This window comes from Staphylococcus sp. mip270_02, from assembly GCF_054031535.1.
In genome coordinates this window covers 2738908-2761754 of the sequence record NZ_CM132934.1, presented here as the reverse complement: position 1 = coordinate 2761754, position 22847 = coordinate 2738908, and the positions used below count along the sequence as shown (strand labels likewise).

At 31.3% G+C, this 22847-nt stretch carries 24 protein-coding genes and 1 pseudogene; 20 read left to right on the top strand and 5 right to left on the bottom strand.

Translation table 11 applies throughout. From position 1 onward, the window contains the following. Positions 1-250: 250 nt before the first annotated feature. From ACW5YJ_RS13255 to ACW5YJ_RS13210, 10 genes and pseudogenes are all read left to right on the top strand, one after another. Positions 251-664: a YwiB family protein gene (locus ACW5YJ_RS13255; protein WP_017722652.1), complete on the top strand. Its 414-nt coding sequence runs from the start codon at positions 251-253 to the stop codon at positions 662-664. Beyond that, positions 665-2332: an arginine--tRNA ligase gene (gene argS, locus ACW5YJ_RS13250; protein ID WP_457338272.1), complete on the top strand. Its 1668-nt coding sequence runs from the start codon at positions 665-667 to the stop codon at positions 2330-2332. Positions 2333-2475: 143 nt separating this feature from the next. Then, positions 2476-3114: an endonuclease III domain-containing protein gene (locus tag ACW5YJ_RS13245; protein ID WP_457338271.1), complete on the top strand. Its 639-nt coding sequence runs from the start codon at positions 2476-2478 to the stop codon at positions 3112-3114. A gap of 228 nt (positions 3115-3342) precedes the next feature. Continuing rightward, entirely contained in the window at positions 3343-4227 is an 885-nt protein-coding gene (locus tag ACW5YJ_RS13240) for an ABC transporter substrate-binding protein (protein WP_017722649.1), read from the top strand. Positions 4228-4500: 273 nt separating this feature from the next. After that, a complete protein-coding gene (locus ACW5YJ_RS13235) occupies positions 4501-5451 on the top strand; it encodes a FecCD family ABC transporter permease (protein WP_171915219.1) in 951 nt (316 codons plus the stop codon). Between the two features lie 70 nt (positions 5452-5521). Then, positions 5522-6242: pseudogene (locus tag ACW5YJ_RS13230) on the top strand (HAD family hydrolase). Beyond that, on the top strand, positions 6223-7023 hold the full coding sequence (locus ACW5YJ_RS13225; protein WP_426432535.1) for an alpha/beta fold hydrolase: 801 nt from the start codon (positions 6223-6225) through the stop codon (positions 7021-7023). Before ACW5YJ_RS13230 ends, ACW5YJ_RS13225 begins: the two are co-directional and overlap by 20 nt. Before the next feature lie 346 nt (positions 7024-7369). Next, positions 7370-7876 carry an SA0570 family protein gene (locus tag ACW5YJ_RS13220; RefSeq protein WP_017722645.1) on the top strand — a complete coding sequence of 169 codons (507 nt, stop codon included), beginning with the start codon at positions 7370-7372 and terminating at the stop codon, positions 7874-7876. A gap of 274 nt (positions 7877-8150) precedes the next feature. Continuing rightward, positions 8151-8861 (top strand): hypothetical protein, encoded by a 711-nt coding sequence (locus ACW5YJ_RS13215; protein ID WP_017722644.1) that lies wholly within the window; start codon positions 8151-8153, stop codon positions 8859-8861. Between the two features lie 203 nt (positions 8862-9064). Next, positions 9065-9868: an alpha/beta fold hydrolase gene (locus tag ACW5YJ_RS13210; RefSeq protein ID WP_107551205.1), complete on the top strand. Its 804-nt coding sequence runs from the start codon at positions 9065-9067 to the stop codon at positions 9866-9868. 219 nt (positions 9869-10087) lie between these two features. Here ACW5YJ_RS13210 and sarA read toward each other — a convergent pair whose 3' ends face one another. The 3 genes from sarA to ACW5YJ_RS13195 form a co-directional block, all read right to left on the bottom strand. Then, positions 10088-10462 (bottom strand): global transcriptional regulator SarA, encoded by a 375-nt coding sequence (gene sarA, locus ACW5YJ_RS13205; protein WP_017722642.1) that lies wholly within the window; start codon positions 10460-10462, stop codon positions 10088-10090. Between the two features lie 364 nt (positions 10463-10826). After that, a complete protein-coding gene (locus ACW5YJ_RS13200) occupies positions 10827-11771 on the bottom strand; it encodes an HlyD family efflux transporter periplasmic adaptor subunit (protein ID WP_230454273.1) in 945 nt (314 codons plus the stop codon). A 108-nt stretch (positions 11772-11879) separates the two neighbouring features. Next, positions 11880-12809 (bottom strand): DMT family transporter, encoded by a 930-nt coding sequence (locus ACW5YJ_RS13195; protein ID WP_017722640.1) that lies wholly within the window; start codon positions 12807-12809, stop codon positions 11880-11882. A gap of 223 nt (positions 12810-13032) precedes the next feature. Between ACW5YJ_RS13195 and ACW5YJ_RS13190 the strand changes: the two genes are divergently transcribed. Continuing rightward, positions 13033-13266 carry a hypothetical protein gene (locus ACW5YJ_RS13190; protein ID WP_017722639.1) on the top strand — a complete coding sequence of 78 codons (234 nt, stop codon included), beginning with the start codon at positions 13033-13035 and terminating at the stop codon, positions 13264-13266. Between the two features lie 145 nt (positions 13267-13411). Here the strand turns inward: ACW5YJ_RS13190 and ACW5YJ_RS13185 are convergent, their stop codons facing one another. Both ACW5YJ_RS13185 and sroA read right to left on the bottom strand, forming a co-directional pair. Then, entirely contained in the window at positions 13412-13630 is a 219-nt protein-coding gene (locus ACW5YJ_RS13185) for a DUF2922 domain-containing protein (protein WP_017722638.1), read from the bottom strand. A 14-nt stretch (positions 13631-13644) separates the two neighbouring features. Then, the gene (gene sroA / locus ACW5YJ_RS13180; protein WP_017722637.1) at positions 13645-13851 is read right to left on the bottom strand and encodes a sigS mRNA-stabilizing protein SroA; all 207 of its coding nucleotides are present in this window, start codon (positions 13849-13851) and stop codon (positions 13645-13647) included. 147 nt (positions 13852-13998) lie between these two features. Between sroA and ACW5YJ_RS13175 the strand changes: the two genes are divergently transcribed. The 9 genes from ACW5YJ_RS13175 to ACW5YJ_RS13135 all read left to right on the top strand — a co-directional run bounded on the left by ACW5YJ_RS13175 (position 13999) and on the right by ACW5YJ_RS13135 (position 22792). Next, positions 13999-14550 (top strand): tyrosine-type recombinase/integrase, encoded by a 552-nt coding sequence (locus ACW5YJ_RS13175; protein ID WP_017722636.1) that lies wholly within the window; start codon positions 13999-14001, stop codon positions 14548-14550. A 23-nt stretch (positions 14551-14573) separates the two neighbouring features. Next, positions 14574-16970, top strand: coding sequence for a DUF4040 family protein (locus ACW5YJ_RS13170; protein ID WP_017722635.1), 2397 nt, complete (start codon positions 14574-14576; stop codon positions 16968-16970). Continuing rightward, positions 16957-17382, top strand: coding sequence for a Na+/H+ antiporter Mnh2 subunit B (mnhB2, locus tag ACW5YJ_RS13165; protein ID WP_017722634.1), 426 nt, complete (start codon positions 16957-16959; stop codon positions 17380-17382). The genes ACW5YJ_RS13170 and mnhB2 overlap by 14 nt, the downstream gene beginning before the upstream one ends. Next, positions 17379-17726 carry a Na+/H+ antiporter Mnh2 subunit C gene (mnhC2, locus tag ACW5YJ_RS13160; RefSeq protein ID WP_017722633.1) on the top strand — a complete coding sequence of 116 codons (348 nt, stop codon included), beginning with the start codon at positions 17379-17381 and terminating at the stop codon, positions 17724-17726. Before mnhB2 ends, mnhC2 begins: the two co-directional genes overlap by 4 nt. Beyond that, positions 17716-19218 (top strand): Na+/H+ antiporter Mnh2 subunit D, encoded by a 1503-nt coding sequence (gene mnhD2 / locus ACW5YJ_RS13155; RefSeq protein WP_017722632.1) that lies wholly within the window; start codon positions 17716-17718, stop codon positions 19216-19218. Before mnhC2 ends, mnhD2 begins: the two co-directional genes overlap by 11 nt. Beyond that, a complete protein-coding gene (gene mnhE2 / locus ACW5YJ_RS13150; protein WP_017722631.1) occupies positions 19218-19700 on the top strand; it encodes a Na+/H+ antiporter Mnh2 subunit E in 483 nt (160 codons plus the stop codon). Before mnhD2 ends, mnhE2 begins: the two co-directional genes overlap by 1 nt. Further along, positions 19697-19999 (top strand): Na+/H+ antiporter Mnh2 subunit F, encoded by a 303-nt coding sequence (mnhF2, locus tag ACW5YJ_RS13145; protein ID WP_017722630.1) that lies wholly within the window; start codon positions 19697-19699, stop codon positions 19997-19999. The genes mnhE2 and mnhF2 overlap by 4 nt, the downstream gene beginning before the upstream one ends. Continuing rightward, on the top strand, positions 19974-20420 hold the full coding sequence (locus ACW5YJ_RS13140) for a Na+/H+ antiporter subunit G (protein ID WP_017722629.1): 447 nt from the start codon (positions 19974-19976) through the stop codon (positions 20418-20420). Before mnhF2 ends, ACW5YJ_RS13140 begins: the two co-directional genes overlap by 26 nt. A 320-nt stretch (positions 20421-20740) precedes the next feature. Continuing rightward, positions 20741-22792 (top strand): cation:proton antiporter, encoded by a 2052-nt coding sequence (locus tag ACW5YJ_RS13135; RefSeq protein WP_017722628.1) that lies wholly within the window; start codon positions 20741-20743, stop codon positions 22790-22792. Positions 22793-22847: the final 55 nt, after the last annotated feature.

Below are 22847 nucleotides of genomic sequence, written 5' to 3'. Positions count from 1 at the left end.
AAGACTTCGCTTGAAATTGTTGCCCTGATGATTTCTAGTTTAGTAACTTTAATCATACTTAGAAAAAAATGAGTTATTTCATGTGTATTTAATAACAGGAGTCTGTTTATATAATTTCTTTATCTTGTATGGATATACATTACAGTTGATAAAATGATTCTATAATAAAATCATTTTATCAACTGTAATGCGTATATTAAGTATGCTATAATGGTGTGTATTATTTTAAAAGATTAGGGTGAAACGTACATTGGAAAACAATGTTAATATCCAAACTAAACAAGTTGTTAAACAATTTGACAATAAAGAGAAATTTAATGTGAATACACGAGGCACTTGGCAAAAACGAAACGCTGAATTTATACGTTATCAAGAAAAAGTTAATGAAATGACTGTAAATGTGACAGTTAAAATTGAAGAAACTGGTGTAAAAATTATTCGTAAAGGTGATATCAATATGAATCTTCATTTTGTTGAAGGTGAAGATACAATTACTTTATACGAAATTAGTGGTGGTCGGATTCCGTTGACTGTACGTACACACTCTATTTTACATTTTGTATTAGATGGTGGCGGCAAGTTAAAAGTGCATTATGATTTAATTCAAGATGAAGAAAAAATGGGTTCTTACCAATATGAAATTATTTATAAGGAGACACCGTAAATGAATATAATTGATCAAGTGAAACAAACATTGATTGAAGAAATCAATCATAGTATACAGCAAGCACAACTTGCAGACGCAAGTGAAATTCCAGAAATTAAAGTTGAAATCCCTAAAGATACTTCAAATGGTGATTATTCAACGAACATTGCAATGGTTTTAACTAAGATTGCGAAACGTAATCCACGTGAAATTGCCCAAGCCATCGTAGACAACTTAGATACAACTGCAGCTAATGTTGAAAAAGTACAAATTGCTGGACCTGGTTTTATTAATTTCTATTTAGATAACGCTTATTTAACAGCTATCATTTCAGAAGCTATAGATAAAGGCTCTGAATTTGGAAGCACAGAAGAAAAAAATGGTAAAAACATATTACTAGAATATGTGTCAGCAAATCCAACTGGAGATTTACACATCGGTCATGCGCGTAATGCCGCTGTTGGTGATACATTAGCTAATATTTTAACTGCAGCTGGTTATAATGTAACTAGAGAATATTACATTAACGATGCGGGTAATCAAATTACAAATTTAGCGCTTTCTATTGAAGCACGTTATTTTGAAGCGCTTGGTGATTACTCATTTGAAATGCCAGAGGGCGGATACCATGGAAAAGATATTATTAATATTGGTAAAGATTTAGCTGAAAAACAACCAGAATTAAAAGACTTAGATGAAGAAACTCGTATTAAAACATTTAGAAAATTAGGCGTCGATTATGAAATGGAAAAATTAAGAACAGATTTAGCTGATTTTAATACTCATTTTGATAGTTGGTTCAGTGAAACGACTTTATATGAAAAAGGCGAAATCACAGAAGTACTTAATAAGATGACTGAACTTGGTTATACTTACGAAAAAGATGGCGCTACATGGTTACGTACTACGGATTTTAAAGATGATAAGGACAGAGTATTAATTAAAAATGATGGTAATTACACTTATTTCTTACCAGATATTGCGTATCACTTTGATAAAATTGAGCGTGGTAATGATACTTTAATCAATTTATTCGGTGCTGACCATCATGGTTATATCAATCGTTTAAAAGCTTCACTTGAAACATTTGGTGTGGATAGTAAACGTCTTGAAATACAAATTATGCAAATGGTACGTTTAATGCAAGATGGACAAGAAGTTAAAATGAGTAAACGGACAGGTAATGCCATCACGTTACGTGAAATTATGGACGAAGTAGGCGTAGATGCTGCACGTTATTTCTTAACAATGCGTAGTCCTGATACACACTTTGATTTTGATATGGAACTTGCTAAACAAGAATCACAAGACAATCCAGTATATTATGCGCAATACGCACACGCACGTATTTGTTCAATATTGAAACAAGCGGCTGAAAGAGGTATTACACCTTCTAAAGACGCAGATTATTCACTTATTACAAATGATAAAGCAATTGATTTGTTGAAAAAAATTGCTGAATTTGAGACCACGATACAAAGTGCTGCTACAAATAGAGCACCACATAGAATTACAAACTATATTCAAGATTTGGCTTCACATTTCCATAAGTTTTATAATGCTGAAAAAGTGTTGACAGATGACGAAGATAAGACAAAAGCCCTTATTGCGTTAGTAGATGCAGTGAGAATTACATTGCACAATGCACTTGATTTAGTTGGTGTAACTGCACCAGAATCAATGTAGGGAGTAAATAAAAGAGAGCTAGTATGGAATTTGTTGTTTTTGAGTAGACTGATGTTACTTACTTAAAAAATAATAAATCGTGCTAGCTCTCTTTATTGTGTTAAAATTTCAAGAAAGTCAAAAATAATTAGGGGAATGTTCAAGTGAATTTAGACACTAAAACGTTATATCAGGAATTATATAATCACATGGGTCCACAAGGCTGGTGGCCTGCTGATACAAAGATTGAAATAATGTTAGGAGCAATTTTAGTTCAAAATACAAATTGGAGAAACGCTGCTTATGCAATTGAATCTCTTAAACTTAATACTTCATTAGAACCACAACAAATACTAAATTTAGAAATTGATGTTTTACAAAAGGTTATAAAATCTAGTGGATTTTACAAGAGTAAAGCGCAAACGATTCACGCTTTATTGAGCTGGTTAGAGCAATTTGATTTTGATTATGAAGCCATTAACAAATGTTTTCAAGAAAATCTTCGTAAAGAATTGCTAAGTATAAAAGGTGTTGGTAGTGAGACTGCAGATGTTTTACTTGTCTATATATTTGGTGGTGTTGAATTTATACCGGACAGTTATACGCGAAGAATATATTATAAATTGGGTTATAATCATACTACGAGTTACGAAAAGCTAAAAAAACATGTCATACTACCAGATAACTTTACGAACCAAGATGCCAATGAATTTCATGCATTATTAGATAATTTTGGCAAAGCATACTTTAACGGTAGCGGAACAAACACAGTTGATTTTTTAGAAAAACATTTCGTACGATGACTTTAATTTGAAAAGATTTATATATGAAAATTATGGTTTGCTCAAGTTATGTCAATTACGTTGGCATAACCTCATAAACTTTATTAGAAGCACTGGGAAAACTGTGCACTACTTTCATGGAATTATGTCAACATCTGTCTGAATTTGCAACGAAATACTTTAAAAAATAATTAAAAATGTATTGGAATTTGGTATGATAAAAGAAAATTGATAATAGGAGTTAAAGAAATGAAAAAGCAATTTAAAATAGTCTGTCTTTTTATTGTTATGTCTATGCTTTTAGTAGCATGTAGTACAAATTCTAATCAATCAGAAAAAAAGGAGCAGTCAGAAAATCATAATTATAAACGAATTGTATCGTTGATGCCAAGTAACACTGAAATTTTATATGAATTAGGTTTAGGCGACAGTGTGGTTGGTGTTTCAACTGTAGATGATTATCCGAAAGAAGTAAAAGATAAAAAGCAATTTGATGCGATGAAGTTAAATAAAGAAGCATTGTTGAAGGCTAAACCTGATTTGATTTTAGCGCATGAATCTCAAAAGCCTACGAGTGGTAAAATACTCAATTCACTAAAGAAAAATGGCGTGAAAGTTGTATATGTCAAAGATGCTCAATCCATTGATGATATGTATAAAACATTTCATCAAATAGGGGAAGTAACAGGTAAGAATAAAGAAGCTAAGGCACTTATAAAAGAAACAAAAGCAAATATTAAAGAAGTTAAAGACTCTATTCCTGAAAATGCTAAAACTCAAAAAGTATTTATGGAGGTATCATCTGAGCCAGAAATATATACTGCAGGTAAAGAAACTTTTTTTGATGATATGCTAAATAAATTAAAAGTAGATAACAGTTTTTCTAACTTAACAGGATGGCAAAAAGTTAGTAAAGAAGATATCATTAAGAAGAATCCTGATATTTTGATATCAACGATGGGTATTTCAAAATCGGAGTATGAGAAAGTTATTAACCAACGCGGTGGTTTTAATGAAATTAATGCGGTAAAAAACAATAATATTAAAGCTATAAATGGAGATCAAATTTCACGTCCAGGACCAAGAATTGATGACGGATTAAAAGCGTTGAGAGATGCTATTTATAAACAATAAAATACGAGGAATTCATAATAGGGTGTAATTAGCATAGGAAGTATTAACTATAACTCCTAGTGATTATTACATATTTCCTTGTTGAGATGTAAAACATTTGAGTTAGTCATAAGTTGTGAGAGACGAAACATAAATCTAAGTAAAAGTTTAGATTTATGTTTCGCTCTCTTTTTATAATTTAAAGAAATTCATATGATTAAATATAGTGTTAATGGGCTACAGGTGGTATTGTAATAGTTGAAATATGTAAGTGAAAGCGTGGCTTAGAAAGAAATGAGATATTATAAAGCAATCATCATATGGTTAATACTTCTTATAACAAGCATTTTATTTAGTTTGATGTGGGGAATTGGACAAGTGAATGATGAATTATCCCAAACAATTTTATATCAAGTGAGAATGCCGAGAATGTTGCAAGCATTATTAGCAGGAGTAGGCTTAACATTAGCAGGACATATGTTTCAAACGTTACTAAATAACCCGCTAGCAGATAGTTTTACTTTAGGTCTCGCAAGTGGTGCAACGTTTGGCTCAGGTTTAGCTGTTGTCATAGGTGTTTCATTTATATGGTTGCCAATGTTTTCAGTAGTGTTTAGTATAATTACACTAATCTTAGTTATTACTTTAACTACAGCCATGTCAAAAGGCTATCCAATTAGAACATTAATATTAGCTGGCATTATGATAGGCGCACTATTTAATGCATTTTTATATGTTTTGGTTATATTTAATCAAAGTAAAATGAAGAATATAGTAAATTATATGTTTGGTGGGTTTTCATCTGCAGAGTACAATGAAGTCATTTATATTGGTGTTGTAACCCTCATAAGTGTGATAATACTATTTGGTATGATTTCTAAAATAAAGTTATTACAACTTGGAGATTTACGTGCGCAATCATTAGGACTAAATGTGAAAAGAGTGACATATATTCTATTGTTAATTGCTTCAATTATGACTGCAGTGATTGTGGCATATGTGGGAGTTATTGGATTTATTGGAATGGTTATTCCTCAACTTGTAAGAAGAAATAGGGTACATTATAATTTAGGTCAACAAATGGTACTGAACATGCTTATAGGTGGTACAATTATGGTACTATCAGATTGGTTGGGGAGCACGTTGCTAGATCCTTTCCAAATACCAGCTAGTATTATTTTAGCTTTACTCGGTATTCCAGTATTATTTTATATTATGATAACACAATCGCGTGTTCATAGTTAGATAGTGCTATTTAAAAATTTTAAAGCAAAATTTGCTTGTTTGAAAAAATGTTTATAAAGAGGTTATGATGATGGACTTAACACAAGTTAAAGCGGTCGTATTTGATTTAGAAGGTACACTTTTAGACAGAAAAAAATCACGTGAAAAATTTATTGAAGAGCAATATGAACGATTCCATGATTATTTGGTGCGCATTCAACTTGAAGATTTTAAAAGAAAATTTATTGAACTAGATGATGATGAAGATCATGATAAACCAGAACTGTATAAAGCAATTATTAAAGATTTTCACGTTGATCGGTTAACTTGGAAAGATTTATTTCATGACTTTGAAATGCATTTTTACCGTTACGTCTTTCCATATTACGATACATTATATACTTTAGAAAAATTGACAAACAGTGGTTATTTAACAGGTGTCATAGCCAATGGTAAATCTAAAATTAAGCAATATCGAATGCATGCATTAGGTGTAGAAGATGCTATTAACTATTTATCCACTTCAGAAACTGTTGGGTATCGCAAACCACATCCAAGGATTTTTGAAGATATGTTAAAGCAATTAGGGACAAAGCCAGAAGAGACAATGTATGTGGGCGATGACCCTCTAAATGATGTAGCGCCAGCAAGAGCGATGGGCATGATTAGTGTCTGGTTTAAAGAAGAGGAAACAGTCGATGTAGAGCCTTTACCGGAAGAAGTAGACTTTACAATCAATACAACTGAAGAACTGCTTTCTATATTACCTATTGCAAAGAAAGGGAGATAATTATGAATCTATTTACAACTAGAGATGGTGTAGCCTTAAATTATAGAACAAGTGGAGAAGGCAATGTGATAGTGATGATACACACTGCGTTAGACAATTTAACTGTTTTTAATGATATTGAAGAAAAATTTAATAAGAATAATCAAGTTATATTAGTGGATTTACGTGGTCATGGTTATTCAGATAAACCAAATGAAATTAATTTTGAAACATATGCAGAGGATATTAAAGCGTTATTAGATCACTTATATGTAACTCAGTGCGCATTTATCGGTCATGAATTAGGTGCTTCTGTTGCAGTATCATTTGCATCATTATATCCAGAAATGACAAGTTCATTAACATTAATTAATCCCACGTTATTAAGTGATATGTCACCAGAGGAACGCTTGTATCGTAAGCACGCTGACCTAATTAGAAATTGGGATAAAGAAACACAACAAAAATTCCTGGATAAGCATTTATATTATTCTAAACGCAAAGCTAAAAAATTCTTAAAACAAGTAGATGATACAAATAGCATTGCAACAAAAGCAGAATTAAATGCTGTAAAAGCCTCATTTAATGATAACGATATTATGCGTTATTTAAGTGAAGTTAATTCACCAACTTTAATTGTTGCAGGGCAACATGGTGCGAGAACAACCGTTGTTGAAGCAAAAGAAGTAGGTGACTATATAGGAAAAGTGGAATTTGAAGTGTTTACAGCATCAGGGTTATATCCATTTGTAGAAGAAAAAGAAAAATTTGTAGATGTTGTAACTGAATTTATTAAAGAAAACGAACCAGCAACGTTATATTAAAAACAGTATTGTAAGCAAACCAAAAGTTAATTATAGCATTTGGTTTGTTTTTTTGTTTGAAAGCAAAATGGGAAGTGTGATTCGATAGAATGCCATTACTGTGGGAGGAACAAATGTCATTAGATAATAATATAAAAGGATTGAGTGGGAATTGTGAAAATGGGATGATTTCATCTATCTAAAGCTTAATAACACAATCTAGGTCGTTAGAATATAATTGTTACTTTGATTACAGTACGAAGAGTTTTTGTAATATTTTTGTAACACCACTGTTATTTTAGTAATATTTATAGTACAATATAGATAAGCACAAGATAACTTATATATACAGAAGGAGAGAGTGCTTATGAAAAAAGTATTTGCAGCAGTCCTAGTTTCAGGTTTAGCGATCTCTGGATTTAGTACAGGTAGTGTTGAGGCAGCATCAGGTAACTCTATCCAAAGTGTTAAATCACTTCAACAAGGAGATACAACGCTAGAAGGTGCTAAAATAGGTGCTTCTATACAAAGCGTATTGAATGAGAATAACGCACCAATTTATTCATATAGTCCTGATGGTAATGAACATTATTATGAATTTAAAAAAGATAACGGTGTGCTTGTTGTGACGGCAGACGGTAAGAAAAACAAAGGTAAAATTACCCGTGTTTCTATGAGTTACAATGATACAAATGGCCCAACATATAAAGATGTTAAGTCACAGGTAAGTAAAAATGCTGTTACACGTGAACATTATAATGATGTCACTGGTAACTTTGGCTATGTACAAGATGATGAATTATCTTACCAATTTAGTTCAGCATCACCAAGTGATAAAAATATCAAACTATATCGTATAGATATGGGGAAATAACATTTACTTTGTAACATTTTAACGAATTGTGTGGTAGCGAATTATAATTTTAATGGTTAAATAGTGTGACTTTAAAAAAGTGGTTCTTTAAAGTGATACTTGAAATACCAATATTAATTGAGAGGCTAAGACATTTATTAATGTCTTAGCCTTAATTTATTGTTAAAATAGAGAGTAATGTGAGACTATTAACTGAATTAAAGATTAAACTATTTTAATGACTTTAAAATAATGGGGCGTTACATAAATAAAAAATGATTCAAAGGAGCCAATCATGAGAGTTAATGACAAAGTTTTAGTAGAAAATATAAATGACTATTTTACTCATAAAGGGCTTTCTCCCAATTTAATAGATGATATTAAAGAGAAACTAAAAAAAGATTTGAAAAAATCAGAAGCAAAAGATGAAGATTATATAGAATATAGACGTAAATCACCAGCGGAAATTATATTAACTATACAACGTAATTTATTCACTCTACAATTGAATCCCATCATATTTTTTATCGTGAATTTTATCTTGTTATCTTACTTATATGATAAACAATATGTGCCATTCCAAGCAGCAACAGGCACCTCTATTTTTTATTGTCTAGTGATTTTACCCATTTCAATTTTTATATATTTAAGGATTGATTGGAAGAATTATCTATATAGTAATAAATTCGAAATGGTTATAGGATTAGGAGTCGCTGTTATATCGATGGTACTTGTTGTCTTACAAGGCTTTAATATCAATTTAGGCATTGTTGCTGTTACAATTTATGCACATCAAGCTGTATTTTTTATCGGAATTTTATTTAGTATATCAGGTCTGTATTTTAGAAGATTAGAATTTACAGGTATTGGTTTACTTTTATGTCAAAAGACTATTGATGCCATGATAAGTAACTCAAGTATTACACAAATTGCCTCTATAGTTATATGGATTTTACTACTTATTGTGATTATTTATTACACTATTCGAATTTCTTCACGAAACTAATATCAATTTTTGGATTAATTAAAAAGTGAACTGAAACACGTGCCGTTTATTCAAAGTCTTATGACTACAAAATGGTACGTGTTTTTATTGTACTTAAAGTGTGTATAAAACATATCAGATTATAAAATAATTAAAAATAAAAAATATAGCATACGCGCTTTCGAAATGGGGTATATTACTTTTGTAAGGGGAGGTGACCCATAATGAAAAAATTAGTAACAAACTGTAACAACGAGATTGCTTACATCCGAGAGGGTCAAGGTTTTCCTATTATATTAATCCATGGACTAGATGGTAATATGGCTTCGTTATTTAGTTTGAAAGAGGGCTTAAAGCAACATTACGAAGTTATTGTTTACGATGTTAGAGGTCACGGTAAATCATCTAAACCCAATTCATTTAATTTAGAAGATCACGTAGAAGATTTAAAGGGATTGATGACAAAGTTAGATATTTCAACGGCGCATATTATTGGGCATGATATGGGCGGTTTGGTTGCAAAACATTTTAGTGATAGATATAATTCGATGGTAAAGACGCTGACATTGATAGCTTGTAACTTAATTGATAGCGTACATGGATTAAATAAATTAATGATTGAACATCAAGATGAAATTGAAGGTTTCGATAAATCAGAATCACTCATTTTATTGTTACCCTATATGTATCAAGCAGAGGATAAAGCAAAAAGATGGTTCCAGAACCAATTAATTTATAGTAGACAATCGGCTGAAGATAGTGCAGTAGCCACGAGAGCATTAATGGAATTTCCAGTATTTAATAAAGATGTCGTTATTAAAAATACGGATACACCTACATTGATTATTAATGGAAAGTATGATCCATTAGTTCCTATTGAAGTAATAGAAAAGTATCATTATGCATTTACTTCATTACAAATGATAGAATTTGAACATTCTGGTCATGCACCTCATATTGAAGAACCAAAACATTTTTTAGATGTTTATAGCGATTTTATAAATACTACAGAATATCAAAAATATTAAAGTGATATTTTTGATATTCTTTTTTATGTATTGTTTCAATGGTAAGCACTTGTAAACTATGACATACATAAAAATAAGCCTAAGACATAATGAATCATGTCTTAGGCTTATTTTTAATTTGCATAGGCTGATTTAAATAAAATAAGTGCTTCTAACAGGGGCTGTAAGTCACTTATTAATCAGTTATGTCTAACCGTTCTAATTCTGTTAATGAAAAATTTATACTTCGTTATCGTCGTTTGCTGCTTTAATACGATCGTTAACGCGTGATAATAACTCATTAATTTTCTTACGTTGTTTTGTGTTTACTAAAATTAATACAGTTCTTTCATCATGTTCATTACGTTTTTTATCGAAGTAATCTTCTTGTGATAAGTTTTTAACTGCTTTAACAACTTGAGGTTGTTTATAGTTTAAGTGGTTAATAATATCTTTTAAATAATATTCTTCACTTTCGTGCTCGCTGATATATGTTAATACAGCAAACTCCTCAAAACTTACAGAAAATTCTTTTTTGATAATACCTTTTAATTTATCAGCGTAAGTAACCATAGCTAATAATTCAAAACAATCATTGATTTTGGTGATAGCCATCCTATTATTCCTCCCTAATTCTATATGCCCAATCAAATATACATATTAAAAATGTTTTTGTATAATTATTTGTCTTAATTCAAAGTGTAAAACAAAGAGTTTATCATAATCTATGGCTTAATTATATTTGGGTAAAATATATTAAAACCACTATTATTTAGTTTATTATAACTAAATAAAAATAGAAAGTAAACAAAAAACTGTTTAAGCGTTACGTAAATGATTTCAGATATTAATTCAATTCTATACATACCAATGATTGAATTGAAATTAATATATCTTTATTTCAATTTGTCGTAATTTGATAAAAATAGTAAATAAGCGTTTTGTATTTAAAGATAATCGCTATTTATACAGTGCACATCTAATTTTTAGACGGCACTGCATCAACGTTTCTAGCGATTATGTCTCCTTGTTTTAAACCTTCAAGAATTAATACATCTTTTTTATTACCCATATTTTGTGGTTTGATAACCCGTTTAATAAATTTTTTATTTCTTTGTAAGAAAACAAATTTGTCATCATATATTGCGGTTTTTGGTATTACAATTTTTTTATTAGGTTTTTCAATATTATAATGTCTGCCATATAATGTTTTAAAGTTACTACTTATTTCTACATTATATTGTGAATGTTTAGCTGCAGGATCAAATTGTAATGGTAATTTAGAAATATATTTTATTTCACCAGTGAAACTTTGTTGGTTATCATCTTTAAGCAATACTTTATCATTTTCATGTAATTGTGCTATAAGTGATTCAGAAACAACAGACTTGATTATAGCATTAGAATTAAAAATTTGCAGAATAAGTTCTTTATCTTTAGTAGGAAAATTTTGGTTTATATGGATGTTACCTTCAAAAGGAGCATATATGACGGTACGTAACGTTGATTGTAGTGATTCAATTTCTGATTGAGTTCGGCTGATTTCATTACTAATAATTGACTGTAATCGTGGTTTTTTTTGTTTTAAGTGTGAAAGATATTTTTGCTTCTTAGCGATGAGATGTTCGGTGGTCGGATTGTAATATTCGAAGAGTGGTTGATGTTTTTTTACAATGTCATTATTTTTTATAAACCAATTATGAATATAACCTTTATCTGTTTCTAATAGTATTTTTGTTATTTGGGTTGGGGACTGTATGCCTGAAAAGTGATAGGAGGGTTCGTACTTAATTTTAATAGTTTCTATATGAGAATTTGTCTGATTAGGGGACATTGATTTTAAGTAAAACCAGTAAAATAATGCCATACTACTTAAAATTATTATTAATGTAAGTAATACAAAAAATTTTCGCAATGAGGTCACCTCTTGTTGTTAATATGGTTTGATTATACAGTGAAAATGACTTAATGTGCTATAAAAAAAGCGCATCATTTACAGTTTGGTAAAAGTAAATGACGCACTATCACAATTTTAAAATAATCTTAACAATATAATACCAATCATAATGGCTATAATCCCTGAAATTTTACGCGGTGTTACTTTATTAACATTTGTGCCTAAGAGACCAAAATGATCTATGACGATACCCATTAGCATTTGACCTAGCATAACAATAATAGTTGTTAGCGCAGCGCCTAAATGTGGCATCAAGATAATATTTGTTGTTACGAAGATTACACCTAATATGCCACCGATAAAATAAATGGGTTTTAATTTGCCTTGTTTATTATTAAAAGTTGCAACTTTAAGACTTTTGTTAAATATCAGTGTCAATATAAACAATACAATGGTTCCAACTGTAAAGGATATAAGTGATGCCATTATTGATGAATGTAGTTGTTGACCCAACGCACTATTAATAGCTGTTTGGATAGGTGGACAGAAGCCAAATATAAAGCCAATTATAAGCCATATATATACCGTTGAATATTGTGCTTTGTCTTTAGGATCTCGTCGGACATAATTCATAAGTAAAATGCCGAAAATTAAAAAAAGGATTCCTAATACTTTTAGTAAGGTGAAAGTATGTTTATCGGCGCCGAACCATCCAAAGCTATCAATTGCCACGCCCATTATAATTTGGCCTGCTACAGTCATAACGACTGTTAAAGAAGCGCCTAAACGAGGTAAAAGTAATAGATTCCCTGTTAAGAAAATAACACCTAGTATACCACCAACAAACCATTGATAATTTAACGATTGATTACTATAAAATTGCCCTGTAAAGACATGGGGGTTAATAATAAGATTAATTAAAATTAAAAAAAGAGTTCCTGTTGCAAATGAAATCGTTGATGCATAGAATGAAGATCTTGTATATAAACTCAATCTAGAATTGATTGAAGTTTGAAATGGAACTACCATTCCTGCAACAATACCAATGATATATAAGAGAAACATTAAATCACGCTTTCCTTCGAGATAACTATATTATAAAGGAAAGATTAATGTATGCATACATTTAAATTAGGAGCAGAAATATATGTATATCAGAGAAAATAATGTACACAACAAACAAAGTATAATAAAATACGTATGTTGATGTTTTTTATATAATAAAAATTAACAAAATTAATGTATTTTGAATAATGAAAGTAATTTTAGAAGTGAGTGACTATAGATATTGAAACAACTTTCCATAATTCGTCTTTTAGATGAGGAAACTTTTTTTGTTGGTGCAGGCAGTAACGATCAAATAAAAAAGAATCAATTTATAGAAGTGTTAAATCCTAGACGTACCTATAAAAATTTAGCTCAAATTGTTGAAGTATATGATAAATATTCAATGTGTAAAAAATTGGGTAAGAAGAAGATATTTTTTGGTGATACCGTTAGGCTAAGACCTTCGAGAGATTAATGATAGATTAGAATAGAAAAGTAGTCAGTTGATTATTATGATGTGACATTTATTATTAACCAGTAAAAAGGCCTGAAACATTTGTTTCAAGCCTTTTTGCGTAATGACTTTAATTATAGTCCATTACGTCGTAGTTGCTAGGTAGTTAATTTTCAAATATAAGTTTAGTAGATTTATCTATAATTTGTGCAGCATGCGCTGTTTTAGGAATGCCTGCTTTCGGTCTCAAAATATCTAACTGAATTAATTTGATCATCCCTTCTTTTACGGCCGATTCATTTATAAAGTGCTCGATTTTAGGTATTTGTAATTTAACCGTCTTGTTAACAGCATCGTTGAAAATAAGTTCTAACGTTTGTGACATATTCTGTTTCCTCCTTAATTAATCGTTTCTGTCTTAATGACTTCAAGTTTGTCAAATCTTTCTCCTGTGATTTGCTCTATAATGGATTTGAAACTTTTAAGTTGTTCAGGTTTTACGTCTGTATTTAAATTAGTGAAATGACGCTTAAACTGACTAGCTTTACCATTTTTGTCGAACAATGTACGAGATAATGTGACTGCGAGTTGACTTATATTATTCATTATAATTAACCTCCTTTCACTATATATATCGATTGAGAATAGCAAAACGGTCAAAAAAATTTTAAAAATTTGTATTAAACACTTTCATGTGACATAAACATCATATATCATTAAATAAGAAACATTTATGGCGTGAGAGGTGAAAATATGAATCAAGTAGATCCTATTAGGGATATTGAAGAAATTAAATCAATGTATAAAGTATTGAGTTGTAAGTCTAGACGGGATTATTTACTGTTTAAATTTGCAATACATACAGGTGTTAAACTATCTGAATTATTGAATTTATGTGTGAATGATGTCAAAGGAGCAGATAATCACATAAAATTATATTGGCTTGAAGACCATGCACCTAACATTTATATCAAATTACCTGATGATTTAAGAAGTGAGTTATTTGATTATATAAATGAGGAAGGTCTAAAGGAAAATCAATTGCTGTTTCAATCAAATAGAACATTTAAAGGTTTATCGAGGCAACAAGCCTACCGAATTATACATGCGGCTGCTAACGACTTAGGAATGTTGCATATTGGTTTGACCACTTTGAGGAAAACATTTGCATATCATGCTTATCAAGCAGGTATATCTATATCTATTATTCAAAAATACCTCGGCCATCAAACTACTTATGAAACGATGAAATTTATAGGTATTTCTACAAAGAAAAGTAATACGACAATAGCGTTAAACTTATAAATTACAATTAAAGGGGGAATACGATGAGTTTAGTCTATCTACTTGGAGCTTTATTTTTAATAATGTTACTTTTATTAGTAACAATGGCTACGCCTAAAATCCAAAGATTTGCAGGTCATATCGCACTCTTAGCGCCCATCGTTGCCTCTATATACTTTTTATGGCAATTACCACAAGTAATGCACGGGCATTTTGTATCAGTAAAAATACCGTGGCTTACATTGTTGGATATTAATATAGATTTTAGATTGGATGGCTTAAGTTTATTCTTTAGCTTGTTGATTTCACTTATTGGATTAGCAGTATTTTTCTATGCTACTCAGTATCTATCGAAAGAACATGATAATTTACCACGTTTTTATATATATTTATTACTTTTTATGATTAGTATGTTAGGCGTAGTTACTGCAAATAATACCATTTTAATGTATGTATTTTGGGAATTGACGAGTGTTTCTTCATTTTTACTAATTGCATATTGGTATAGTAAAGGTGAGAGTCAATTTGGTGCGATTCAATCGTTTATGATTACAGTGTTTGGTGGACTTGCTTTATTAGTAGGGTTCATCATGGTCTATACTGTAACAGGTACGAATTCTATATCTTCTATTATTGAGCAAAGTGATAAGGTTGCTGAAAGTAATCTTTTTATCCCAATTGTTATATTATTCTTGATTGGTGCATTTACAAAGTCAGCACAGTTTCCGTTCCACATATGGTTACCGAAAGCAATGGCTGCACCTACACCAGTAAGTGCTTATTTACACTCTGCAACAATGGTTAAAGCAGGTATTTTCTTATTATTTAGGTTTACACCATTATTAGGATTGAGTGATTTTTATATTTATTGTGTGACATTCATTGGTCTAATTACCATGATATTTGGAGCAGTTAATGCAACAAGACAGTTTGATATGAAAGCTATATTAGCTTATTCAACAATAAGTCAATTAGGTATGATTGTTGCTATGGTTGGTTTAGGTGGTGGATTTGCACAACACCCTACTGGTACATTATCTGAAGCATATGGTTTTATCTTATTTGCAGCTTTATTCCATCTTATGAATCATGCGCTATTTAAAGGTGCATTATTTATGGGCGTAGGTATCATCGATCATGAAACAGGTACGAGAGATATCCGTCGATTGTCTGGATTAAGAAAGGTGTTTCCAATCACCCACATTGTTATGTTATTATCAGCGTTCTCTATGGCCGGTATACCATTCCTAAATGGGTTTCTTAGTAAAGAGATGTTCTTTGATGGCCTAATTAGTGCGGTTGAACTACCTCAATTTAATCTTTCATTAACTATAGTTATAACAGTTATTGGGGTTTTAGCAAGTATCTTTACTTTAATATATTCAGCTTACATGATTAAGGAAGTATTCTGGGGAGATTATCAAAAAGCAGATTTACCGATAAAATCACCACATGAACCGTTTGTCTTTACTCTACCTTCTGCAATTATGATGATTTTATTACCGGTTATCTTTTTTGTTCCAAATGTTTTTGGACATTATGTTATTTTACCGGCATTTCGAAGTATCACAATTGGAGAAAAAGTAGATAATGTGGCGCCACATATTGCTCAGTGGCATGGCTTCAATTTACCTCTCATATTAAGCATTATTGTAATAGTTGTTGGGTTTACGATGGCCTTTAAAATAAATTGGAAAAACTATGCTAATAAACTTAAGGTGAAATCTATCACCGACTTATATTTGGGGTCATATAATCAATTCGAACACTTTTCTGGTTATGGTATTCGTACTTTAATGAATAACCGCTTAAATCATTATATTACCTTAACTTTATTAATATTTAGTATGGTTGTCATTTATGGGATTATTCAAGCAGGCTTCCCACACGTCCAACAGATTCATGTCAGTGAATTTGGTCCAATTGAAGTAATTACATTAATCGTTGTATTTGTACTCGGTATAGCTTTAACGTTTATTCGTCAACGTTTAACTATGGTTATACTTAATGGAATTATTGGTTATTGTGTTACAATTTTCTTCATTTTAATGAAAGCGCCAGATTTAGCATTAACACAATTAGTGGTAGAAACGATTACTACGATTCTGTTTATCGTAAGTTTTTCAAGACTACCAAACGTCCCACGTGCTAAAGTACACAAAAAGCGTGAAGCAGTCAAAATTGTCGTTTCACTGTTGATGGCAATCATTGTCGTGACACTGGTATTTATCGCTCAACAAAGTGATTCAATGCCTACCATTTCAACGTTTTATCATGATGCTTATAATTTAGCAGGTGGTAAAAACATTGTGAATTCAATACTAGGTGATTTCCGTGCTTTAGATACATTGTTTGAAGGTATGGTGTTAATCATAGCTGGTTTAGGCATTTACACATTACTTAACTTTAAAGAACGGAGGGGTCAAGATGAAAGAGAATGATGTTGTATTACGAACGATAACGAAGATTGTCGTATTTATCTTATTAACTTTTGGATTTTATCTGTTTTTAGCTGGTCATAATAATCCAGGTGGTGGCTTTATTGGCGGTCTCGTTTTCAGTTCAGCATTTCTATTGATGTTTTTGGCCTTCGACGTTAAACAAGTTTTAGTCGCATTACCATTAGATTTCAGAATTCTAATGATTTGTGGTTCTTTACTATCATTTATTACAGCAGTTGTACCTATGTTCTTTGGTAAACCGTTCCTTTATCAAACAGATGCATATGTACAGCTACCATTGCTAGGTGAAGTACATTTATCGACTGTAACGCTATTTGAAGCGGGTATTGTATTATCCGTTGTAGGTGTGGTTGTTACAGTTATGCTTTCAATTAGTGGTGGTCGCTCATGAATTTAATTTTATTAATGGTTATTGGCTTTTTAATATTTATTGGAACGTATATGATATTATCAGTCAATTTAATAAGAATTGTTATTGGAATTTCGATATACACGCATGCTGGTAATCTAATTATTATGAGTATGGGGAAATACAGCAAAGATATGGTTGAGCCTTTAATTGGTGAAGGAAGCAAGCAATTTGTGGATCCTTTATTACAAGCGATTGTATTAACTGCAATTGTTATCGGGTTCGCAATGACTGCCTTTCTCTTAGTACTTGTCTATAGAACATATCGTGTAACTAAAGAAGACGAAATCGATGTACTGAGAGGTGATGACGACAATGATGAGTAATTTATTAATATTACCATTACTACTGCCAGCTGTTTGTGGTTTAGGTTTAGTGTTCATTCGTACGCACAGTAGGTTATCTAGGATCTTTTCAATTGGTACAATGGCTCTTACAACGTTAGTTTCTTTAACATTGCTTATTTATGTGATGTATAACAAACCGCTTGCGTTAGATTTTGGTGGTTGGAAAGCGCCATACGGCATTCAATTTGTCGGAGATTCCTTAAGTTTATTGTTGGTTGTAACTTCAAGTTTTGTTGTTACGCTGATTATGGCATATGGCTTTGGACGAACTGAGAAAAGAGCGATACGTTACTATTTACCTAGTTTTATTTTATTCTTAACTGTCGGCGTAATAGGCTCATTTCTAACTGCAGACTTATTCAATATCTATGTTATGTTTGAAGTGATGTTATTGGCATCATTCGTACTTATTACATTAGGGCAATCAGTAGAACAATTACGTGCTGCAATTATCTATGTCGTACTTAATATTTTAGGTTCATGGTTATTATTATTAGGCATTGGCTTATTGTACAAATTAACAGGTACATTAAATTTCACACTTGTATCCCAACGACTAAATGAAATGAATGACAAAAGTTCTATCGTAATTGTTTCAATGGTGTTCTTAATTGCATTTGGTGCAAAAGCTGCATTAGTACTATTTATGTGGTTACCTAAAGCATATGCAGTGCTAAATACAGAATTAGCAGCACTATTTGCAGCATTAATGACTAAAGTTGGTGCTTATGCATTAATTCGTTTCTTTACACTTATATTTGATGAACATCATGGGATTTCACACCCATTATTAGTTTTCTTATCTTGTATTACAATGTTAATAGGTGCTTTTGGTGTACTTGCATATAAAGATATTAAAAAAATTGCAGCATATCAGGTTATTTTATCTATTGGTTTCGTAATTTTAGGGTTGGGAACAAATACTTTTGCAGGTGTGAACGGTGCTATTTTCTATTTAGCGAATGATATTGTAGTTAAAACGTTACTATTCTTTATTATAGGTAGTCTAGTATACGTGACGGGTTATAGACAATATCGAAGTTTACATGGATTGGCGAAACAAGAACCATTCTTTGGTGTAGCATTTGTAGTGATGATTTTAGCAATCGGTGGTGTGCCTCCATTAAGCGGTTTCCCTGGTAAGGTTTTCATTTTTGAAGGTGCAATTGAAAATGGCAACTATATTGGTTTAACGCTGATGATTATTACAAGCTTAATAGCAATGTTTAGTTTATTTAGAGTTTTCTTTGTGATGTATCTAGGCAATGAACAAAGAGGCGAGGCTATTGTATTTAAAAAAATTCCACAATACCGAAAAGTCCTTATAGGTATCTTAGTGGCAACAATTATCGCAATGGGTATCGCGGCGCCGTTAATATTTAAAGTAACCGATAATGCGACGCATTTAAATATGGATGATGGATTGTACGAAAAAATGGTTAATCCTCATTTAATGAAGGAGGATAAATAATGAGACAAGTCTTACTTAATATCGTAATTGCCTTTTTATGGGTCCTTTTTCAAGATGAAGATTCTTTTAAAATATCGACCTTTTTCGCAGGTTACCTCATAGGTTTATTGGTTATCTATATTTTACATCGTTTCTTTGGGCAACAATTCTATTTAAAAAAAGTTTGGGTCAGCATTAAGTTTTTAGTAGTTTATCTTTATCAGCTAATTACTTCAAGTATTACGACAATCAATTATATATTATTTAAAACAAAGGACTTAAATCCTGGATTAGTAACTTATGAAACAACTTTAGATACAGATTGGGAAGTATCTTTCCTAACAATTTTAATTATTATCACACCTGGATCTACAGTTATTAGAATTTCCAAAGAAAAGCAAAAGTTCTTTATACATGCTATTGATGTTTCAGATAAAGAAAAGCAGAAATTACTGAAAAGTATCAGACAATATGAAGGACTCATATTGGAGGTGGCAGAATGATTGAATATCTAATAGACTTCTTTATTACGAGTGCGCTAATTATATTTGGCATAGCTTTGTTACTAACACTATTTAGATTGATAAAGGGCCCGACTACTGCAGATAGAGTAGTTGCATTTGATGCTGCCAGTGCAATATTAATGTCGATGGTTGGATTGTTAAGCATCGTGTTTGGCACATTCTCATTCTTGGATTCGATATTACTCATCGCCATTATTTCCTTTGTAAGTACAGTGTCGATTTCTAGATTTATAGAAGGGGGGCACGTCTTCAATGCAAATAACAAGCGAAATCGTTAATCTTATTGCAGCCTTTATGATATTTTTAGGAAGTATTATAGCTTTAATTAGTGCCATTGGTTTAATTAAATTCCAAGATGTCTTTTTACGTAGCCATGCGGCAACGAAAAGTTCAACGTTATCTGTATTATTGACGCTTGTGGGCGTTATCATATATTTTATTTCGTCACAAGGTTATTTAAGTGTAAGACTTATTCTCGCTTTAGTGTTTATTAATTTAACATCTCCTGTTGGGGGACACTTAATTTCTCGTGCAGCATACCGTACTGGCGCGTATATGTATAGAAAAAGTGATGCCCCTAGACAAACGAATATATTATTGAGCGCTACTGAGAATAACACATTTGAACAATTGAAAAAACGTGCACATGAGCGTGAAGAACGCAGAAGAAAAACTTATGAAAAAGAACATGATTACTAATTTGTTTCAAGGAGACACTTCTCATATTTTAAGAAGTGTCTTTTTGTTAAAATGGGTTAATTAACTATAATTTTACTTTAAAGTAGAAAATTGTAGTTTTTAGGTGCATTACGTTTAAGGGATAGTCTATAAAATGATAAAATAATATATATTTGTAATTATGTTAATTTTTAAATTAATTATCAAATTGGGGATGAAATACGTTTGGTATTTGATGAGTAAGAGTTTGAAACACAATATATTCAATAAAAAACAATATTATTTTATGTTTCAACCTCAACAATTATGAATGAATAATTATGTTGAAAAGAGGTGAAACCTTGCAAATATTTGAAACGATACTTATATTTTTAGCACTTGTTATTGTAAGTTCGCTGGTCCACACAATACTTCCTAAGGTACCATTGGCTTTTATCCAAATTGTATTAGGTATGTTATTGTATGTGACACCAATCCCCGTTGAATTTCGATTTGATTCGGAACTATTTATGGTCGCTTTAATTGCACCGCTACTGTTTGTTGAAGGTGTTAAAGTTTCACGTGTTCATTTGCGACGGTACATAAAACCAGTCTTAATGATGGCGTTAGGACTAGTAGTTACTACAGTTATAGTGGTAGGACTATTTGTACATTGGATTTGGCCAGAATTACCGATGGCAGCTGCCTTTGCGTTGGCCGCGATATTATGTCCAACTGATGCAGTAGCAGTACAAGCTATAACTAATGGGAAAGTATTACCGAAGGGTTCTATGACAATTTTAGAGGGTGAATCTCTCTTAAATGATGCAGCTGGTATCATATCCTTTAAAATTGCTGTAGCAGCACTGATTACAGGTGGTTTCTCAATGATTAATGCTGTTGAACAGTTCTTAATTTCTTCAATTGGCGGTTTTGTCGTAGGTTTAATCATAGGTGTTGCGCTTGTTAGATTTAGAGTGACATTGTCTCGTCGTGGTATTGAAAATATTAATATGTTCACATTTATTCAATTAGTCACACCATTTGTAACTTATATCGTGGCAGAAATGTTCCATGCTTCTGGTATTATTGCAGCAGTAATTGCTGGTTTAGTTCATGGTTTTGAACGTGATCGTATTGCTCAAGCACGTACAAGATTGCAGATGAGCTATAACCATACTTGGAATATTTTGGGATATGCTTTGAATGGTTTTGTATTCTCTATTTTAGGCTATTTAATTCCTGAAGTGGTTGGGCGTATCATTGAAAATGAACCACACAATTTAATTTTCTTAATAGTGGTGACATGTTTAATCGCCTTAGCTATTTATTTATTTAGATTTTTATGGGTTTTTGTTTTATATCCGTATTTTTATTTACCAGTGAGCCCATTCCAGAAAATGATTTCATATAATGAAGATGAAACCAAAGTAAAGGAAACACCACCTAAACGTGGCATGTATGCGTTTATCATGACTTTATGTGGTGTTCATGGGACGATTTCTTTAGCCATTGCTTTAACATTACCTTATATGCTTGCAAATCATCACTCGTTTACTTTTAGAGATGATCTATTGTTTATAGCTTCAGGCATGGTCATCATCAGTTTAATCGTAGCACAATTTGTACTTCCTATTGTTACTCCTAACGCTAAAAAACCTAAAGTTGTGGGTATGAATTTCAAACAAGCCCGTGTGTATATTTTAGAAAAAGTAATAGATAATTTAAATCAAATGTCTTCAGTAGAATCTAGTTTTCAATATGGCAACGTAATTAAGGATTATCATGATAAATTGGCTTTCCTAAGAACTGTTGAAAATGAAGATGAAAATACTAAAGAACTTCAAAGATTACAAAAATTAGCATTTGATGTAGAGAACCATACACTCAATAACTTAGTTGAGAATGGCGATATTACTACTAACGTGTTAGATAACTATATGCGTTATACAGAGCGTACTCAAGTTTATAAACAGGCTTCATTAATACAACGTATAAAAGTTGAATTCAGAGCAATGATTTTAAAAAGAAGAATTAAGTATAAAGTAAAAACTAATGCGGCATCTCCGTTATCCATAATTGATAACTTACAAGAGATTTCAAATGTAATGCGTACAGTTCACTATCGTGTTGTGAGCCGTTTAGCAAAAGAAACAACTGAGGATAATAAATTAGAAGTCGGTATGATTTGTGATAGCTATCTTCTTCGTATCGATAACTTAACACCTTCCAATTTCTTTAATCCTAAAAATGAAAATTCAATAACAAAAATTAAATTACTTGCACTTAAAGAGCAACGTCGTATTTTAAATCAACTTGTTGAAGATGAAGAAGTAAGTGAAGTGACAGCATTAAAAATCCGTGAAGCGATAAATTATGATGAAATGATTATTGTAGATAGTCTGACGGATTAAATCATAAAAAAGCAGATTCCATTGATGGAATCTGCTTTTTTATGAAATCTATTAT

Coding starts and splice junctions, on each gene's coding strand:
- ACW5YJ_RS13195 (WP_017722640.1), bottom strand. CDS start 12,809: ATGTTTCTCTTATATATCATTGGTATTGTTGCAGGAATGGTAGTTCCA.
- ACW5YJ_RS13215 (WP_017722644.1), top strand. CDS start 8,151: ATGAGAGTTAATGACAAAGTTTTAGTAGAAAATATAAATGACTATTTT.
- ACW5YJ_RS13175 (WP_017722636.1), top strand. CDS start 13,999: ATGAATCAAGTAGATCCTATTAGGGATATTGAAGAAATTAAATCAATG.
- mnhE2 (WP_017722631.1), top strand. CDS start 19,218: ATGAGACAAGTCTTACTTAATATCGTAATTGCCTTTTTATGGGTCCTT.
- ACW5YJ_RS13170 (WP_017722635.1), top strand. CDS start 14,574: ATGAGTTTAGTCTATCTACTTGGAGCTTTATTTTTAATAATGTTACTT.
- sroA (WP_017722637.1), bottom strand. CDS start 13,851: ATGAATAATATAAGTCAACTCGCAGTCACATTATCTCGTACATTGTTC.
- ACW5YJ_RS13235 (WP_171915219.1), top strand. CDS start 4,501: ATGAGATATTATAAAGCAATCATCATATGGTTAATACTTCTTATAACA.
- ACW5YJ_RS13140 (WP_017722629.1), top strand. CDS start 19,974: ATGCAAATAACAAGCGAAATCGTTAATCTTATTGCAGCCTTTATGATA.
- ACW5YJ_RS13220 (WP_017722645.1), top strand. CDS start 7,370: ATGAAAAAAGTATTTGCAGCAGTCCTAGTTTCAGGTTTAGCGATCTCT.
- ACW5YJ_RS13225 (WP_426432535.1), top strand. CDS start 6,223: ATGAATCTATTTACAACTAGAGATGGTGTAGCCTTAAATTATAGAACA.
- mnhF2 (WP_017722630.1), top strand. CDS start 19,697: ATGATTGAATATCTAATAGACTTCTTTATTACGAGTGCGCTAATTATA.
- mnhB2 (WP_017722634.1), top strand. CDS start 16,957: ATGAAAGAGAATGATGTTGTATTACGAACGATAACGAAGATTGTCGTA.
- mnhD2 (WP_017722632.1), top strand. CDS start 17,716: ATGATGAGTAATTTATTAATATTACCATTACTACTGCCAGCTGTTTGT.
- ACW5YJ_RS13240 (WP_017722649.1), top strand. CDS start 3,343: ATGAAAAAGCAATTTAAAATAGTCTGTCTTTTTATTGTTATGTCTATG.
- ACW5YJ_RS13185 (WP_017722638.1), bottom strand. CDS start 13,630: ATGTCACAAACGTTAGAACTTATTTTCAACGATGCTGTTAACAAGACG.
- sarA (WP_017722642.1), bottom strand. CDS start 10,462: ATGGCTATCACCAAAATCAATGATTGTTTTGAATTATTAGCTATGGTT.
- ACW5YJ_RS13210 (WP_107551205.1), top strand. CDS start 9,065: ATGAAAAAATTAGTAACAAACTGTAACAACGAGATTGCTTACATCCGA.
- mnhC2 (WP_017722633.1), top strand. CDS start 17,379: ATGAATTTAATTTTATTAATGGTTATTGGCTTTTTAATATTTATTGGA.
- argS (WP_457338272.1), top strand. CDS start 665: ATGAATATAATTGATCAAGTGAAACAAACATTGATTGAAGAAATCAAT.